We start from the raw sequence: 16,297 nt of genomic DNA, 5'->3' as shown, positions 1-16,297 counted from the left end.
AACGAGAAGAAAAACAGTAAGTTATTGTTGATAGATATTTTATTTAACTTGTTTTGTCAAATTCCCAATGGAATCTTGTGGAAATTAATTTGCATCTTGAGTAAGATGTCCTTCAAATACGTTGGGATAGTTATATCCTGACTACAAATCATTGGTTCTCAGTTAGTTGTTTTATCCTAATTTAATCTTCACTACCACTCAACTGTGTCTGACCCAAATATTTAGTTAAATAAGGTGAAAAAACTTCATAAATTAAGGTGAGAGGCTGTCCATGATGCCAAAACAAATAATGGCGACCCCAAAATGGTCCGGTTTGCTCAAATCCTAACTCTAAAGCTTCTGAGTAACCACAATAAATTCCGCGAATATCTCTATACAATTCTGTACGGATACGGGCTAAACTTGCCCAAATTGGTAAAGACCGATTTTGCAAAAATTCATCTACATGACTTGCTTCCCACCAAGAAGTCGCATAACCCAATCTTTTACCGGAAGCAGTCCGCAGCCATACCTGACGGCGCAATCTCGGACCTGGTACGGCTTCAATTAAGCTAGGGGCGTGATCTGAATTGTTGCCAATTAAAGACATATCTATTACGTCTACTTCTGTGGGTTCACAAGTCAGTAATTGTAAATGTCTGGTTGGAGAACCATCACCTAAAAGTAGTAATTGCCAAGCAGGTGCTAACTGAGTATGAGGTAAACCTTTTTGAATTTCCTCTCCTTCACCTTGCCAAATAGGTTTTAAACGATGCCAAGCGGTTGGCAGTGTAGTGGTTGTGGGCGTAACTATAGTAGTCAATTTTATTTACAAAACTTCACCTATCTCTATAAAAGCACAATCAGAGAATTATGTCAGTTGCGTAAATCCTGATTTCATCATATACAATATGGAAAAAAGACTGAATTAAGTACGATATTTTATGATTAACCTAGAAAATATTCACCCACTCACAGACTTCAAACGCAACGTCAAACAGTTTATCGAACACATCAAAGCTACAAAATCTCCTCTCGTTCTCACTGTTAACGGTAAAGCAGAAATTGTCATTCAAGATGTAGCTAGTTTTCAACAAACTCAAGAACGTTTACAGCTTGCAGAGTCGGAATTGCAAAAGCTAAAGTTTGAAGCATTGCAACGCGATGTATCTTTAGGTGCGGAACAGTTAAAAAATGGAGAATACAGCGAATATAACGATGAGTCTTTACCCACTTTGCTGGAAAAGATTAAAGCACGAGGACAGGATCAGCTAGGTAAATAAAGAGTTACATGAATAACTACAGAATTTCCCAACTAGCTGAACAAGATTTAGAAGATATATGGGTTTATATTGCCCAAAATAATCAAATCGCAGCAGATACAGAAATCGCTAAAATTCTCAATTGCTTCCCAAAGTTAGCTAAATTTCCTGGCATGGGTAGAAGCAGAGATGATTTGTTGCCAGAACTCAGAAGCTTTCTTGTTAAACCATACATCGTATTTTACACAAAAATTGATGATGGGATTGAGATAGTTCGGATACTGCATCACTCAAGAGATATTAATAGTCAATTTACAACTGATAATTAAACTATTCTTTCCAGCTTTGCCATATCCCACATATCACTCCGCAGCCTATATAATAATGATTATCATTTTATATTTGCACTATGTCGTCTGCGAATTCAAACACCGATAAGCCCTTAAACCTGCCTCAGCGTCCCCGTCGTTTGCGGCGGACCGAAACCCTACGGAACATGGTCAGAGAAACCACACTCACAGTAGATGATCTGATCTATCCTATGTTTGTGATGACTGGGGAAGGACAAAAAGTAGAAATTCCTTCCATGCCAGGATGTTATCGTTATTCTTTGGATCTACTGCTCAAAGAAATAGCCGAAGTGTCACAATTGGGAATTAAGGCGATCGCCCTGTTCCCAGTTATCCCAGAACACCAAAAAGATGACACAGGTACAGAAAGCTACAACCCAGAAGGTTTAGTACAAACAACCATCAAAGCTATCAAAAAAGCCGTTCCCGACATCATCGTTATTACCGATGTCGCCCTTGATCCCTTCACCACACACGGTCATGATGGTTTAGTAGACGAAAACGGCGTTATTTTGAACGACCCCACGGTCGAAGTATTGGCAAAAATGGCACTTTCCCAAGCTCAAGCCGGTGCTGATTTTGTCGCTCCTTCTGACATGATGGATGGTAGAGTCGGGGCAATTCGTAAAGCTTTAGACGCAGAAGGTTATATTAATGTCGGTATTTTGGCATACTCGGCAAAATACGCATCAGCCTATTATGGACCATTCCGAGATGCTTTAGATTCCGCCCCCAAATTTGGCGATAAAAAAACCTATCAAATGGATGCGGGGAATACCAAAGAAGCTTTAAAAGAAGTGGAATTAGATATTGCTGAAGGTGCAGATATAGTCATGGTGAAACCAGCCCTAGCTTATCTCGATATCATCCATCAAGTCAAAATCAATACTAACTTACCCGTAGCAGCATACAACGTTAGCGGTGAGTACGCAATGATCAAAGCCGCAGCCGCTAATGGTTGGATAGATGAGAAAAAGGTAATTTTAGAAACCTTAACCAGCATGAAACGGGCTGGTGCAGATTTAATTTTAACTTACTTCGCCAAAGAAGTAGCTTTGATGTTGATGTAACTTTTGAGGAGTCAGGAGTCAGGAGTCAGGAGTCAGGAGTCAGGAGTCAGGAGTGACAGGAGTATGGCTTCGCTATCAGAAGTTCAGAATAAATACAAGTAACTAATGACTAATGACTAATGACCAATGACCAATGACCAATAACTAATGACTAATAACTAATGACTAATAACTAATGACTAATAACTAATGACAAAAATTGACTTAGCAATAATCGGTGCTGGACCTCAGGCACTAACTTTAGTTGCCCATCTCTTGCAAAAACGCCAATCTATCAAAGGTAAATTCGCTGTATTTGATCCTAGTGGTACATGGTTGAGTCGCTGGAAACAGCAATTTGCAGCCTTGGAAATTCCCCATTTAAGATCCCCAGCAGTGCATCATCCCCACCCTAACCCCTTTGCTTTAAGGAAATTTGCTGAATCTCGTTCTGTAGAACTTTTTCCCCCCTACGACTTACCCGGAACCCAACTATTTGCGGATTTTTGCCAGGATGTAATTACCGAACGTCAGTTACAGGATCAGGTCATTCCTGTAGCTGTAACCAGCATTAAACCCCTTTCAGATCATTTGCGTCCTCAATTTCAATTAGGGCTGTCAGATGGAAAAACCGTAACTGCAAGGCGGGTAGTGTTAGCAACAGGTAGCGGTAAAATTAACATCCCTGATTGGGTCAATCAAATTAAAACAGTGTATCCTCAAGATAGACTCAGCCATTCTCACACTGTAGATTTACGGAAATATCACAGTTTAGCAGGTCAAAGAGTCTTAATTGTCGGTGGTGGTTTAACCAGTGGACATTTAGCCGTTGGTGCAATTTCTCGCGGTGCAAAAGTTCACTTAATGATGCGCCGACAATTATCAGAAAAGCTATTTGACGCTGCACCTGGTTGGTTAGGACCAAAATATCTCAAAGGATTTTTTGAGCAAAATTGGCAACAACGCTGGAAACTCATTCAAGAAGCTAGAAATGGTGGTTCTATCACACCAGCGATCGCTACCCAACTTCGTAAAGAAAAGCATCGTGGTAATATTATCATTGATGAAAACTGTCAAATAGTCAAAGCAGAATGGTTAAGTAATAACTGGCAAGTAGAATGTGATAACGGTAATATTTACAACTTTGATTATATTTGGTCAGCCACAGGTACTAAATTTGATGTCACCACAGAACCCTTACTACAGGACATTTTAGCCACCTATCCCACCCAAATAGTTAACGGTTTACCGGTTTTAGATACTTATCTGCGTTGGCCTGGTTGTGAATTATTTATCATGGGTGGTTTAGCAGCATTGCAAGTAGGACCCACAGCTAGAAACCTATCCGGTGCAAGAATGGCCTGTGAAAAAATCGTTCCAGCAATAGTTAAACCCAGTGTAGCTTTTTCAGCTAGTATTACGGAAATTAAAGCCAGCTAATACAATTTTGGATTTTAGATTTTGGATTTTGGATTGGAAGAAACTCAATATAATCCAAAATTCTGCCTCCTTACTGTATTGTCCCAAAAAATAAACGTAACATTCAGACCTTTTTGCGCTAGACTGATAACGATTCTCATTTTTTTGCTATGGTCAGTTCATTAACCCAGTCCCAAGACAGCTTAAACGAGCAAGATAGCGACAAACTTACACGCATTCGCCATACAAGCGCCCATATCATGGCAATGGCGGTACAAAAGTTATTTCCAGGAACTAAAGTAGCAATTGGACCTGTCACAGAAACAGGATTTTACTACGATTTTGATTGTCCAGTCAGCATCACTACCGATGACTTGGCAAAAATTGAAGTAGAGATGAGACGGATAATAAAAGCTAATTTACCTATTATCCGCGAAGAAGTAGAAAGAGCAGAAATTCGCGCCGAAATTGCCGAATTAAACGAACCTTACAAATTAGAAATCTTAGAACGCATTCCCGCGTCAGAAATTATCACCCGTTACTTTATTGGTACTCCTGAAATTGCCAACTCAGAACCTTCATTGTTTGTCACAGATATTAAACCTGCCAATAATTATTGGTGGGACTTGTGTGCAGGACCCCACATTAACTTTACCAGTGAAATTGATGCTAATGCCTTTAAATTATTAAATGTTGCCGGTGCTTATTGGCAAGGAGATGAAACCAAACAGCAACTACAAAGAATTTATGGTACAGCTTGGACAACAAAAGTTGAACTAGAAACTTACCTACAACAAAGAGAAGAAGCACTGCGTCGAGATCATCGCAAATTAGGACAAGAACTTAATCTATTTAGTATTCAAGAAGAAGCTGGAGGGGGCTTAGTATTTTGGCATCCTAAAGGTGCAATTATTCGCTACATCATTGAAGATTATTGGCGCAAAGCTCATCTAGAATCTGGTTATCAACTATTATATACACCTCATGTAGCCAATCTCGATTTATGGAAAACATCGGGTCATTTTGACTTCTATCAAGAGAATATGTTTGACTCGATGGATGTAGAAAATCAGGCTTATCAAATTAAGCCCATGAATTGCCCTTTTCATGTTCTAACTTACAAACATCAACTTCATTCCTATCGAGAATTACCATTAAGATGGGCAGAATTAGGAACAGTATACCGCTATGAACGTTCTGGAGCATTACATGGTTTAATGCGAGTCAGAGGCTTTACTCAAGATGATGCCCATATCTTTTGTTTACCCGAACAAATTGCTGAGGAAATTTTAGGAGTTTTAAACCTCACCGAGCGAATTTTATCAGATTTTGGCTTTAAACAATATGAAGTCAATCTTTCCACCCGTCCAGATAAATCAGTCGGCAATGATGACGTTTGGGAATTAGCAACCACAGCGCTAGAACAAGCTTTAAATGCTAAAGGTTGGAATTATATTATAGATGAAGGAGGCGGAGCTTTTTATGGACCAAAGATAGACATTAAAATTAAAGATGCGATCGGTCGTTTATGGCAATGTTCCACAATTCAGGTAGATTTTAATTTACCCCAAAGATTCGAGATGGAATATATAGCATCCGATGGTAGTCGTCAACAACCCATCATGATTCATCGGGCTATTTTTGGTTCTTTAGAACGCTTTTTTGGCATTTTAATCGAGAATTACGCAGGTGATTTTCCCCTATGGTTAGCACCTGTACAACTGCGGCTTTTACCTGTAAGTGATGATTGTCGAGAATATGCAACATCTGTAGCAAATGATTTACAAAAAAGCGGATTTAGAGTAGAAGTAGATAGCAGTGGGGAGCGTTTAGGTAAACAGATTCGCACAGCAGAACTAGAAAAAATTCCTGTTGTTGCTGTAGTTGGTAAGAAGGAAGTAGAAAACAAAACTTTGAGTGTCAGAAGTAGAAAATCGGGAGATTTAGGGGTTTTGAATTTAGCTGAACTTGTCAAGTATTTACAAAACAGCTTAAATTTGACAGGCGGTTAATTTTTTTGATTAATTTCAAACATCAACATTTTCAATTCACAAGGTTTAAATATGAATACTGTAACAGAATCAACTGTAAATACAATTCCAGCTATTCCCAAAACAGGAATGCCTGTCACTATCATTACAGGATTTTTAGGTAGTGGAAAAACCACATTATTAAATCAAATTCTGCAAAATAAACAAGATTTAAAAGTGGCAGTTCTCGTTAATGAATTTGGTGATATTAATATTGATAGCCAATTGCTAGTTTCTGTAGACCAAGATATGGTAGAACTCAGCAATGGTTGTATATGCTGCACCATTAATGATGGTTTAGTTGATGCAGTGTATAGAGTTTTAGAAAGAGAAGAACGCATTGATTATTTAGTCATTGAAACTACTGGAGTAGCAGATCCATTACCAATTATCTTAACTTTTTTGGGAACAGAACTCAGAGATTTAACTAATCTAGATTCAATTATTACCGTCGTAGATGCAGAGACATTTGATCAACGACATTTTGAAAGTGAAGCAGCATTACAACAAATTACCTATGGTGATATTGTTCTGCTGAATAAAACAGATTTGGTGGAATTGGATAAATTACAAGAAATAGAAGATTTTATCCATGATGTGAAACAGGGAGCAAGAATTTTACATACTCAATTTGGTAAAGTTCCTCTACCATTAATTTTAGGTGTAGGCTTAACACCAAAAGATGAGTATATTATCGATGATGTAGAAGATACTCACGAACATGAACACCATCATCATGATCATGAACATCACCACCATGATCATGAACACCATGAACATCATCATCATTCACACCATTTAGAAAATGATGGTTTTGTATCCATATCTTTTCAAGCAGATCGACCATTTGAAGTAAATAAATTTGAGAACTTCCTAGTTGAAGAAATGCCACAGGATGTATTTAGAGCTAAAGGCATTTTATGGTTTAGTGATAGTGAGTTGCGCCATATTTTTCAACTCAGTGGACCTCGTTACAGTTTAAATGCTGATGACTGGAAAACAGAACCTAAAAATCAGGTAGTTTTTATTGGCAGAAAATTGGATAAAACCGAAATTTATACAAAACTTAACAATTGTCTGCTATGATAAATAAGTGTTAAAAAATTGCTCAAAACAGTTAATAGTGATTCATCTTGCATGAGCTATTAACCAACCCATAATTTATCAAATCTAAAGCAAACAATGACTTTATCAATTAGTCCCGTTCTCAATTCTGCTGATCAAGTTGTGTCATCTTTATCCACTCAGCAACAACCCAAAGTTACAGAAGCAGAAATGATGCAAGCTGTCAGAACATTGCTGATTGGACTAGGAGAAAATCCTGACCGGGAAGGGTTGAAAGATACTCCTAAAAGAGTTGTTAAAGCCTTACAATTTCTCACCAAAGGATATCATGAATCCTTGGATGAATTGTTAAATGGAGCAGTGTTTACAGAAAGTGCGGATGAAATGGTATTAGTGCGAGACATTGACATTTTCAGTTCTTGCGAACATCACATTTTACCAGTCATTGGTCGCGCTCATGTCGCTTACATTCCTAATGGTAAAGTCATTGGTTTATCAAAAATTGCCCGTATTTGTGAAATGTATGCAAGACGTTTGCAAGTTCAAGAACGTCTGACTTTACAAATAGCTGACGCACTGCAAGGGTTACTCAAACCCAAAGGAGTTGCAGTAGTGATAGAAGCAACTCATATGTGTATGGTAATGCGTGGTGTGCAAAAACCCGGTTCTTGGACTGTCACCAGTGCAATGCGTGGTATATTTTCAGAAGATGCTCGCACCCGTGAAGAATTTATGAGTTTGATTCGACACAATGCTAATTTTCACTAAAGTTAGGTGACAGGTGACAGGTGATTCAATTTTGGATTTTCGATTTTGGATTTTCGATTGTTTTTCTCAAATTCAATCTAAAATCTAAAATCTAAAATTCTTCTGACTCCTGACTCCTGCTGTAATTAAGAAATAATCGTAGGTTGGGTTAAGCGATAGCGCAACCCAACAAAAGCATTGATAATGTTGGGTTTCCTTGCGTCAACCCAACCTACTTTTCTCTTAACTACTTAATCAATTTATTGATGATTTATTTAGATATGATTCTCCCATCTGAAATGATTAGAAACTTAAAATTTAACTCCCAAGGTTTAATTCCTGCGATCGCTCAAGATTACCGTGATGGTACTATATTAATGATGGCTTGGATGAACGCCGAATCAATTCAAAAAACCTTAGCCACAGGTGAAACTCATTATTGGAGTCGTTCCCGTTCTGAATTATGGCATAAAGGGGCAACATCTGGACATATTCAAAAGGTAAAAGAGCTTTTTTATGACTGTGATGGTGATACAATTCTCATCAAAATTGAGCAAATTGGCGATATTGCCTGTCATACTGGTGCAAGAAGTTGTTTCTTTAATGCTGTAGAAATTCTGTTTCCTCAATCATAATTTTAATTATCATTCTAATTATAATTCTAATTGCTCATGAATATACCAAGTATTACCGTTGTAGCTGGATTATCTGGAACTGGAAAAACTACCTGGATTCGTCAACAAATCAGAGAAATCCAACCTTCTGAAAAATTTGAGAAATTAATATATTTCAGTCCAGGAACAGGAAACGTATTAATTGATCATAGTTGTATAGCTGCTGAATTTCCAGGAATTAAAGTTTTTGGGGATAATCAAGAAATTGAATTTATTCATCAAATTCCAGAAGCAAATCATGTTTATATTGAATTAGGTTCTTACCTAGAATTATCAACAATATCCCAAATATTAGATAATCTCAACTATCGTGCAGTCGCTATTTTACCACCCAATTATCAAAACTCAGAATATCATACATGGACTGAAGAAATTTTCTATGGCGCACCTGTAGAAACAATCAAAATAGAAAATATTTGGCGCGTGTGTACAACTGGTCAAGTTATTGATGAAAATAGTTTAGAAGATTTTTGGTATGAAATAACTCATGGTGCTTATGGTGAAGTTATCCGCGCTAAAGGTATTTTTGATGTCAATGATGGACGTTCTATATATTGTGATTTTGTCGCTGGTGTTCCCCAAATAGGATTTTTAGAATTAGATTTACCCAGATATTTAGAAGGTAGACCACAGCGTTTTAGTGGATTAGAAATATCAGGTAAAAATTTAGATGAACCAGCATTAAAAGCAACATTATCAGATTGCTGTTTATCTGATTATTTAATTTCCCAATATCAACAACAAGTCAGACAAATTTTATTAGAAGGTCAAGCAGTATGAAAATAGCAGTCATGTCATGTATTCATGGAAATTATGAAGCCTTAGATGCTGTATTATTAGATATTGAACAACAAAAAGCAGAAAAAATATTTTGTGTAGGTGATTTAGTGGGATATGGACCACATCCCAATGCTGTTGTTAGCCAAATTCGCTCTTTAGATATTCCTACCTGTGCTGGTTGTTGGGATGAAGATATAGTAGAAGGATTGAATGCTTGTGATTGTAGCTATCCTTCATTATTAGCAGAAAAAAGAGGAATCCAAGCTCATGAATGGACTAATAAAGAAATTCATCCAGAAAACCGCGAGTTTTTAGCTAATTTACCCTACAGTATGCAATGGGGAAATTTAGCTTTTGTACATGGTAGTCCTCATAGTAACCATGAATATTTATTACCAGAACTCGATGCTTTTGTCGCTTTAGAAAGGGTTATTTCTACAGGTGCAGATGTGCTGTTTTGTGGACATACTCATGTCCCGTATGTGAGAACTTTAGATGCAGGTAATTTACAGGTACGGGTTGAGAGTAATAGTCAGGAAAAACCACAGAAAATTAGTTTTACATCTCCTATAAAGAGAATTATCAATGTCGGTTCAGTAGGAGAACCGCGACATGGTAGACCGAATGCAACTTATATAATTTATGATCAAGAAACTCAAGCAGTGACATTAAGGGAAGTTGCTTATGATTATCAAAAAACCTGTGCAGCAATTATTGAAAAAGGATTACCCAAAATATTTGCTTGGCGTTTAGCAAATGGTTTAGAATTTGCTGAAAGAGCAGATGATCCTACTCATGTTTGTACAAGGTGAATCAATTTTGGATTTTGGATTTTGGATTGTTTTTGTCATCTCCAATCTAAAATCTAAAATCTAAAATTTCCTTGACTCCTGACTCCTAAAATCTAAAATCAAATTATGTGGGTTATTTTGAGTGGAATTGAAGGTAATTTAGCAGCTTATGAAGCTGTGATTGCTGATATAAAGCGTCAACGTTATGTAGATGCTTTGTATATTTTGGGTGATTTAGTTGGACCAACTAAAGAATGTGAAAAACTTGTAGAAAGGGTAAAATCTCCCCGTCGTGGTGAGTTACAACCAATGATTTGCAAAGGTTGGTGGGAAGAACAATGTTTAAATTTACATGGTTTAGGACCTTCTGGGGATACTCCTGAGTTATTAGCAAAATATGGGGGTGATACAGTCAAAATGTTATGGGAATGTGTTTCTCGTTCAACTGTACAATGGTTGAGAAGTTTGGATTTTGGTTTTTTTGAATTAGATTGTTTATTAATTCATGGTTCATCTCTTGGTGTGAGTGATGAACTGACTCCAGAAACTCCCCCGATTCAAATGTTAGATAGACTCTCAAGAATGCAAGCAAATAATTTGTTTTGTGGTCGTTCTGGTTTAACTTTTCAATATCAGTTACAAGGGGGTTCTGTTACAAGTGAAATTACCACTCTTGACAGTCAAATTTCTCCGCAAACGGTAACAGTTTCACCCCGTCAAGTGATTGGTGTGGGAAATGTGGGACGTATTCCTGGTCAAGCAACTTATACTCTTTATCATCCTAGTTCTAATAAAGTGGAATTTCAAACTGTTTATTATGGAAATAGTAAGGGATTTCAAGGGCATGAGAGAAAATAATTTAAACTCCTATCACTCTAGTCGGTTGGGTTGATGCAACGAAGATAAATTTCAAGCTATACTGAAAACATTCCATAGTTTTTACAAAAGCATGATCCAAGAACTCGAAGGCATATTTGATGGTACAGCCCTGCAACTAGAATCACCTTTAAATCTAGCAGTAGGTACAAGGGTGCGGATTATTGTTGAAACTGTTTTACCCAACGAACAGAAACAACCTAAAACCTTTCTTCAAACTGCTAAGTCTTTACAGTTGCAAGGTGAACCAGATTGGTCAGAAAAAATTGACCAGTATTTGTATGAAGAAACGGTTTCTGTTCATGATTGAGGTTTTTTTAGATACTTCTTTTGCTATTGCTTTATCTTCTCTTACAGATCAAAATCATCTCATGGCTGTGCAAATTGCTAATCAGCTTGAGGCTAACAAAACTCGTTTAGTAACCACTCAACCAATATTACTAGAAATTGGTAATGCACTTTCTAAACAAAAATACAGAATAGCCGCGATTCAACTTTTGGAATCTCTCGAAGCTGATCCTAATATTGAAGTAGTGTTATTAACGAAGGAGTTATATACAGAGGCACTTAATTTGTTCAAACAACGAGAAGATAAAGAATGGGGTTTGGTTGATTGCATATCGTTTATTGTGATGCAGAATCGAGGAATTACTGATGCACTAACTGCTGATATCCATTTTCATCAGGCAGGGTTTCGAGCATTATTAAGAAACTAACAATTTACAATATCTTTATATCCATCAGCCTAACAAATCAATTGAAAAAATTGAAAAATCTGATCTGCACAGAAAACCTAAATGTTCACTTAAACCAACATCCCCGCAATACCAGCAGTAATAAAACTAGCAAGTAATCCCCCAATCATAGATTTAACACCCATCCGCGCTAAATCATGTTGACGGTTAGCAGCCATACCAGTCATACCACCAATAGTAATCCCAATTGAGCCAATATTGGCAAAATTACATAAAGCGTAAGTAGCAATAATTATAGAACGTTGGGAAATTTGCTGCTGCTTAATCATTTCACTTAAATCCAAATATGCCAGAAATTCATTTAAAATCGTCTTTTTACCCAATAAAGCGCCAATTTTACCACAATCAGCCCAAGGTATACCCATCAACCAAGCTACAGGAGCCATAATAAAAGATAACATCCATTCTAAGGATAATTGCGGTAAACCTACCAGTGAACCCAACCATCCTAACAAGGCATTTACAGCAGCCAGCAAACCCAAAAAGGCAATAATCATTACACCGACATTAACCGCTAACTTCACACCATCAAGCGCACCGGTGGTTGCTGCGTCAATGACATTGACAGAATTACTCTTTGTTTCCACACTGACTTTACCAGCAGTTTCCGATACTTCTGTTTCTGGATAGATTAACTTTGATACCACCAAAGAAGTAGGAGCAGTCATAAAAAAAGCAGCTACTAAATGTTCTGCGGGAATACCGAAGGAAAGGTAAGCACCCAATACCCCGCCGGCAATAGTCGCAAAACCACCAGTCATGACTGCAAATAATTCTGATTGGGTCATATTAGCTACATAAGGTCTAACCATTAACGCTGCTTCCGTCGGACCCAAAAAGATATTTCCAGCGCAGGATAAAGACTCAGAACCAGATGTTTTCATGGTTTTCATCATTATCCAAGCCAAGGTACTGACTACCCTTTGTAAAATACCATAGTGATATAAAACACCGATAAAAGCAGAGAAAAAGATGATAGTTGGGAGAACTTGAAAAGCAAAAAAATGATCTTTGAAATTTTCACCAAAGACAAATTTAGCACCGACATCAGAAAAAGCTAAGAAATTACCGATAATATCACCCAAAGATTTAAAGATTTTCAAACCCCAGGAAGTTTTAAGAATGACTATAGCTAAAAGAAATTCTAAACCCAAACCCCAAGCTATAGTTCGCCAACGCACAGCATGACGGTTAACAGAAATTGCATAGGATATACCAATAAATACTAAAACACCAAGTGCTGAAATAACCCTTTCCATTTTGATTCCTAAACAACATTCATAAAAATAGTAATATTTTTAACGCACAGAAAACCTAATTTTAAAACATCTTGTGTCATGAGACTATTTGTGCTATCATGAGAATGATTCTTATTGCTGCTAGGTTGTAAAAATAGATCATAAGTAAATCATTACAAGTAAATTATTAAATATTACAAAAAATACTACAAATACAACTAAGTATTAATCATGTCCTTAAAAACAAAGATACAGGGTGAGTTTGAGCAGATTTGGGAGGGGATGTTGTCAGATTACGTGACAGCGATCGCCTGGTCATCCCAAGGTAAAATTCTGGCAGCGAGTTCAGCAGCAGGAGAAGTAATTTTATACCATAACCTAGAACAGCAATTAGTCCAATATTTACAAACATCTGACGGAGAATCTATAAATAGCCTGGTTTTTTCCAAAGATGGACAATTTTTAGCCGCAGGTGGGCAAAATGGACAAGTAAAAATTTGGCGTTTACAGTCAGAGGAAGCAGAACTGATCAGCGTTCTAGAAAATAACCGTACCTGGGTAGACCGCATGGCCTGGAGTCCCACCAAAAATCAACTAGCTTTTAGCTGTGGTCGTTATGTCCAGGTATGGAACGCAGACACAGGTAACATAGAAACCACCCTGAATTTTGATACCTCCTCTGTCCAAGATATTACTTGGCATCCCAACGGTGAAAGTTTAGCCATTGCGGGTTATCAGAGTGTGAAATTTTGGATGTCCGCAAATTGGGATGATGACCCTTCTGTTATACCAGTATATTCAACCAGTTTAGTGATACTGTGGTCAACAGATGGTAAATATATTGCTTCTGGGAATATGGATCGCTCGATCACGGTTTTGGAGTGGAATGATCCAAATCCTTGGGTAATGCGTGGTTTTCCGGGTAAAGTTCGCAATTTAGCATGGTCAGATATACCGACAAAATCAGGCGCACCTTTATTAGCTGCTTCCAGTGTAGAAGGGATAGTAATCTGGGAAAAAAATGCTGATAACTGGGATAGTAGAGTATTACCCAGACATGAAGGTAATATCCTATCAATTCAATTTCAACCCAATACCCATTTATTAGCTTCTGCTTCTGAAGATGGTAGCGTTTGTTTATGGAATCAAAGTAAACGACTGCTACAAGTTCTTTATGGTGCTAACAACGGATTTTCCTGCCTTTCTTGGCATCCTCATGAATCTAAATTAGCAGCTGGAGGTAAGAACGGTGAATTAATTATTTGGTCACCAGGCAGCAGGGGTCAAGGTTTCGGTAGTCGATAATCAGGGAAATTGACACATTGACACCCCTGAAATTGTCATTACGAGCGCAAGTAATCACATAATCCCGTGGTTTTGGCTGATTCGATTTTCTTATAATAGTGTTCACGAATCAACCTCAAATAAACCTCAAATTACGTTTCAACTCTTGTCATCAACTTATTCAACTTTGAAAAATATTAATGCGGATGGCGAGACTCGAACTCGCAAGGCAAAGCCACACGCACCTCAAGCGTGCGCGTATACCAATTCCGCCACATCCGCACGGTTGCCTAGAAAACCACTATAGCATAAAAAATCAATAATGAAAGATATTTTCCAAAATTTTTTCCAAATGTTTTAATCAGGGAATGGGTAATTGGTAATTGGTAATTGGTAATTAGGTGATTCATCTTCCCAGTCCCCAGTCACCAATCCCCAGTCACCTAACAAATTTGCAAGAATTTACAGTAATGCGACAGCTTTATTTGAATGAGATGGGAGAAAATGTCAATCTACTGGTACTAATATCACAGCTAGAAAATGAAGTTTGACAAAATTTTAATTGCTAATCGGGGAGAAATAGCTCTTCGCATTCTCCGCGCTTGTGAAGAAATGGGAATTTCGACCGTTGCTATTCACTCTACCGTTGACAGGAATGCTTTGCACGTACAATTGGCTGATGAAGCGGTTTGTATTGGTGAACCAGCCAGTGGTAAAAGTTATTTGAATATTCCCAATATTATTGCCGCCGCTTTGACCCGTGGTGCAACAGCAATTCATCCTGGTTATGGTTTTTTAGCGGAAAATGCTAGATTTGCGGAAATTTGTGCAGATCATCAGATAGCCTTTATTGGACCAACTCCAGAAGCAATTCGCTTAATGGGGGATAAATCCACTGCTAAGGAAACCATGCAAAAAGCCGGAGTTCCCACAGTACCCGGTAGTGATGGGTTAGTAGAAACAGAAGCCGAAGGATTAGCGATCGCCAAAGAAATCGGCTACCCTGTAATGATCAAAGCCACCGCCGGCGGTGGAGGGCGAGGAATGCGGCTGGTTCGTTCTCAAGATGAATTTGTTAAACTGTTCCATGCAGCCCAAGGAGAAGCAGGAGCAGCTTTTGGTAATGCCGGCGTTTATATAGAAAAATTTATCGAGCGTCCGCGCCACATAGAATTTCAAATATTAGCGGATAACTACGGTAACGTAATTCATTTAGGTGAAAGAGACTGTTCCATTCAACGCCGCAACCAGAAACTACTAGAAGAAGCACCAAGTCCTGCCCTAGATGAAGAACTCCGGGAAAAAATGGGTAAAGCCGCAGTCAGAGCCGCCCAATTTATCAACTACACTGGCGCTGGAACTATAGAATTTCTCCTAGATAAATCTGGTCATTTCTACTTCATGGAAATGAACACCCGTATCCAAGTGGAGCATCCAGTCACAGAAATGGTAACAGGTGTAGACCTGTTGGTTGAGCAAATTCTTATTGCTCAAGGTGAAAGACTCAAATTAACCCAAGACCAAGTAATTTTACGGGGTCATGCCATAGAATGCCGCATCAACGCCGAAGATCCAGATCATGATTTTCGTCCAGCACCCGGTAAAATTAGCGGTTATCTCCCACCAGGCGGACCAGGGGTCAGAATTGATTCTCACGTTTACACAGATTACCAAATTCCCCCTTATTACGACTCCCTCATCGGTAAATTAATAGTTTGGGGTCCTGACCGAGCTACAGCCGTCAACCGCATGAAACGAGCATTAAGAGAGTGTGCAATTACCGGACTACCCACGACTATCCCCTTTCATCAAAAAATCATGGAAAACCCGCAATTTTTACAGGGTCAAGTTTATACCAGCTTTATCCAGGATATGAAATTACAGTGATTGGTGATTGATGATTAGGGATTGGTGATTGGGAAAAAAGTGATAGTTGATGGTTAATATATTGATAGTTGATTGGGAAACATCAAATTGATTACCCAGTCACCATTCCCC

General features: G+C 38.0%; 17 protein-coding genes and 1 tRNA gene. 15 read left to right on the top strand and 3 right to left on the bottom strand.

The window, feature by feature from the left end:
- Window positions 1-181 precede the first annotated feature (181 nt).
- A complete protein-coding gene (locus IQ237_RS21110) occupies window positions 182-802 on the bottom strand; it encodes a chorismate lyase (protein ID WP_194058763.1) in 621 nt (206 codons plus the stop codon).
- 121 nt (window positions 803-923) lie between these two features.
- Here IQ237_RS21110 and IQ237_RS21105 point away from each other — a divergent pair, with 121 nt between their 5' ends.
- From IQ237_RS21105 to IQ237_RS21045, 13 genes are all read left to right on the top strand, one after another.
- The gene (locus IQ237_RS21105) at window positions 924-1,262 is read left to right on the top strand and encodes a type II toxin-antitoxin system Phd/YefM family antitoxin (RefSeq protein WP_194058761.1); all 339 of its coding nucleotides are present in this window, start codon (window positions 924-926) and stop codon (window positions 1,260-1,262) included.
- Between the two features lie 8 nt (window positions 1,263-1,270).
- Entirely contained in the window at window positions 1,271-1,570 is a 300-nt protein-coding gene (locus tag IQ237_RS21100) for a type II toxin-antitoxin system RelE/ParE family toxin (protein ID WP_194058759.1), read from the top strand.
- Between the two features lie 80 nt (window positions 1,571-1,650).
- Complete coding sequence (hemB, locus tag IQ237_RS21095) at window positions 1,651-2,661, top strand: porphobilinogen synthase (RefSeq protein ID WP_194058757.1); 1,011 nt, start codon at window positions 1,651-1,653, stop codon at window positions 2,659-2,661.
- Between the two features lie 189 nt (window positions 2,662-2,850).
- Entirely contained in the window at window positions 2,851-4,080 is a 1,230-nt protein-coding gene (locus IQ237_RS21090; protein ID WP_194058755.1) for an FAD/NAD(P)-binding domain-containing protein, read from the top strand.
- 149 nt (window positions 4,081-4,229) lie between these two features.
- Window positions 4,230-6,071 (top strand): threonine--tRNA ligase, encoded by a 1,842-nt coding sequence (gene thrS, locus IQ237_RS21085; RefSeq protein ID WP_194058753.1) that lies wholly within the window; start codon window positions 4,230-4,232, stop codon window positions 6,069-6,071.
- Between the two features lie 51 nt (window positions 6,072-6,122).
- Entirely contained in the window at window positions 6,123-7,175 is a 1,053-nt protein-coding gene (locus tag IQ237_RS21080; protein WP_194058751.1) for a GTP-binding protein, read from the top strand.
- Window positions 7,176-7,271: 96 nt separating this feature from the next.
- The gene (gene folE, locus IQ237_RS21075) at window positions 7,272-7,922 is read left to right on the top strand and encodes a GTP cyclohydrolase I FolE (RefSeq protein WP_194058749.1); all 651 of its coding nucleotides are present in this window, start codon (window positions 7,272-7,274) and stop codon (window positions 7,920-7,922) included.
- 260 nt (window positions 7,923-8,182) lie between these two features.
- Complete coding sequence (gene hisI, locus IQ237_RS21070; RefSeq protein WP_194058805.1) at window positions 8,183-8,536, top strand: phosphoribosyl-AMP cyclohydrolase; 354 nt, start codon at window positions 8,183-8,185, stop codon at window positions 8,534-8,536.
- 36 nt (window positions 8,537-8,572) lie between these two features.
- Window positions 8,573-9,355, top strand: a complete 783-nt coding sequence (locus IQ237_RS21065; RefSeq protein WP_194058747.1) for a GTP-binding protein — start codon at window positions 8,573-8,575, stop codon at window positions 9,353-9,355.
- Window positions 9,352-10,167, top strand: coding sequence for a metallophosphoesterase (locus IQ237_RS21060; RefSeq protein WP_194058745.1), 816 nt, complete (start codon window positions 9,352-9,354; stop codon window positions 10,165-10,167). Before IQ237_RS21065 ends, IQ237_RS21060 begins: the two co-directional genes overlap by 4 nt.
- A 105-nt stretch (window positions 10,168-10,272) precedes the next feature.
- Window positions 10,273-11,004: a metallophosphatase gene (locus IQ237_RS21055; protein ID WP_194058743.1), complete on the top strand. Its 732-nt coding sequence runs from the start codon at window positions 10,273-10,275 to the stop codon at window positions 11,002-11,004.
- 91 nt (window positions 11,005-11,095) lie between these two features.
- Window positions 11,096-11,332 carry a hypothetical protein gene (locus IQ237_RS21050; protein ID WP_194058741.1) on the top strand — a complete coding sequence of 79 codons (237 nt, stop codon included), beginning with the start codon at window positions 11,096-11,098 and terminating at the stop codon, window positions 11,330-11,332.
- Window positions 11,325-11,738, top strand: a complete 414-nt coding sequence (locus tag IQ237_RS21045; RefSeq protein WP_194058803.1) for a type II toxin-antitoxin system VapC family toxin — start codon at window positions 11,325-11,327, stop codon at window positions 11,736-11,738. The genes IQ237_RS21050 and IQ237_RS21045 overlap by 8 nt, the downstream gene beginning before the upstream one ends.
- An 89-nt stretch (window positions 11,739-11,827) precedes the next feature.
- Here the strand turns inward: IQ237_RS21045 and IQ237_RS21040 are convergent, their stop codons facing one another.
- On the bottom strand, window positions 11,828-13,036 hold the full coding sequence (locus IQ237_RS21040; RefSeq protein WP_194058739.1) for a NupC/NupG family nucleoside CNT transporter: 1,209 nt from the start codon (window positions 13,034-13,036) through the stop codon (window positions 11,828-11,830).
- Window positions 13,037-13,246: 210 nt separating this feature from the next.
- On the opposite strand from IQ237_RS21040, the gene IQ237_RS21035 reads away from it, so the two are divergent.
- Complete coding sequence (locus IQ237_RS21035) at window positions 13,247-14,320, top strand: WD40 repeat domain-containing protein (protein WP_194058737.1); 1,074 nt, start codon at window positions 13,247-13,249, stop codon at window positions 14,318-14,320.
- Window positions 14,321-14,500: 180 nt separating this feature from the next.
- On the opposite strand, the gene IQ237_RS21030 is transcribed toward IQ237_RS21035, so the two are convergent.
- A tRNA-Leu gene (locus tag IQ237_RS21030) sits at window positions 14,501-14,581 on the bottom strand.
- 258 nt (window positions 14,582-14,839) lie between these two features.
- On the opposite strand from IQ237_RS21030, the gene accC reads away from it, so the two are divergent.
- Window positions 14,840-16,186: an acetyl-CoA carboxylase biotin carboxylase subunit gene (gene accC / locus IQ237_RS21025; RefSeq protein WP_194058735.1), complete on the top strand. Its 1,347-nt coding sequence runs from the start codon at window positions 14,840-14,842 to the stop codon at window positions 16,184-16,186.
- Window positions 16,187-16,297 lie beyond the last annotated feature (111 nt).

Origin of the sequence: Sphaerospermopsis sp. LEGE 08334 (assembly GCF_015207205.1) — a bacterium.
Taxonomy (GTDB): domain Bacteria; phylum Cyanobacteriota; class Cyanobacteriia; order Cyanobacteriales; family Nostocaceae; genus Sphaerospermopsis.
The sequence above is the reverse complement of the archived record's forward strand: the minus strand, read 5'-3'. Positions and strand labels throughout refer to the sequence as shown.

Bases quoted from the DNA above. Each gene is read 5' to 3' on its own strand.
- IQ237_RS21105 (WP_194058761.1), top strand. From the start codon at position 924: ATGATTAACCTAGAAAATATTCACCCACTCACAGACTTCAAACGCAAC.
- IQ237_RS21100 (WP_194058759.1), top strand. From the start codon at position 1,271: ATGAATAACTACAGAATTTCCCAACTAGCTGAACAAGATTTAGAAGAT.
- hemB (WP_194058757.1), top strand. From the start codon at position 1,651: ATGTCGTCTGCGAATTCAAACACCGATAAGCCCTTAAACCTGCCTCAG.
- IQ237_RS21090 (WP_194058755.1), top strand. From the start codon at position 2,851: ATGACAAAAATTGACTTAGCAATAATCGGTGCTGGACCTCAGGCACTA.
- thrS (WP_194058753.1), top strand. From the start codon at position 4,230: ATGGTCAGTTCATTAACCCAGTCCCAAGACAGCTTAAACGAGCAAGAT.
- IQ237_RS21080 (WP_194058751.1), top strand. From the start codon at position 6,123: ATGAATACTGTAACAGAATCAACTGTAAATACAATTCCAGCTATTCCC.
- folE (WP_194058749.1), top strand. From the start codon at position 7,272: ATGACTTTATCAATTAGTCCCGTTCTCAATTCTGCTGATCAAGTTGTG.
- hisI (WP_194058805.1), top strand. From the start codon at position 8,183: ATGATTCTCCCATCTGAAATGATTAGAAACTTAAAATTTAACTCCCAA.
- IQ237_RS21065 (WP_194058747.1), top strand. From the start codon at position 8,573: ATGAATATACCAAGTATTACCGTTGTAGCTGGATTATCTGGAACTGGA.
- IQ237_RS21060 (WP_194058745.1), top strand. From the start codon at position 9,352: ATGAAAATAGCAGTCATGTCATGTATTCATGGAAATTATGAAGCCTTA.
- IQ237_RS21055 (WP_194058743.1), top strand. From the start codon at position 10,273: ATGTGGGTTATTTTGAGTGGAATTGAAGGTAATTTAGCAGCTTATGAA.
- IQ237_RS21050 (WP_194058741.1), top strand. From the start codon at position 11,096: ATGATCCAAGAACTCGAAGGCATATTTGATGGTACAGCCCTGCAACTA.
- IQ237_RS21045 (WP_194058803.1), top strand. From the start codon at position 11,325: ATGATTGAGGTTTTTTTAGATACTTCTTTTGCTATTGCTTTATCTTCT.
- IQ237_RS21040 (WP_194058739.1), bottom strand. From the start codon at position 13,036: ATGGAAAGGGTTATTTCAGCACTTGGTGTTTTAGTATTTATTGGTATA.
- IQ237_RS21035 (WP_194058737.1), top strand. From the start codon at position 13,247: ATGTCCTTAAAAACAAAGATACAGGGTGAGTTTGAGCAGATTTGGGAG.
- accC (WP_194058735.1), top strand. From the start codon at position 14,840: ATGAAGTTTGACAAAATTTTAATTGCTAATCGGGGAGAAATAGCTCTT.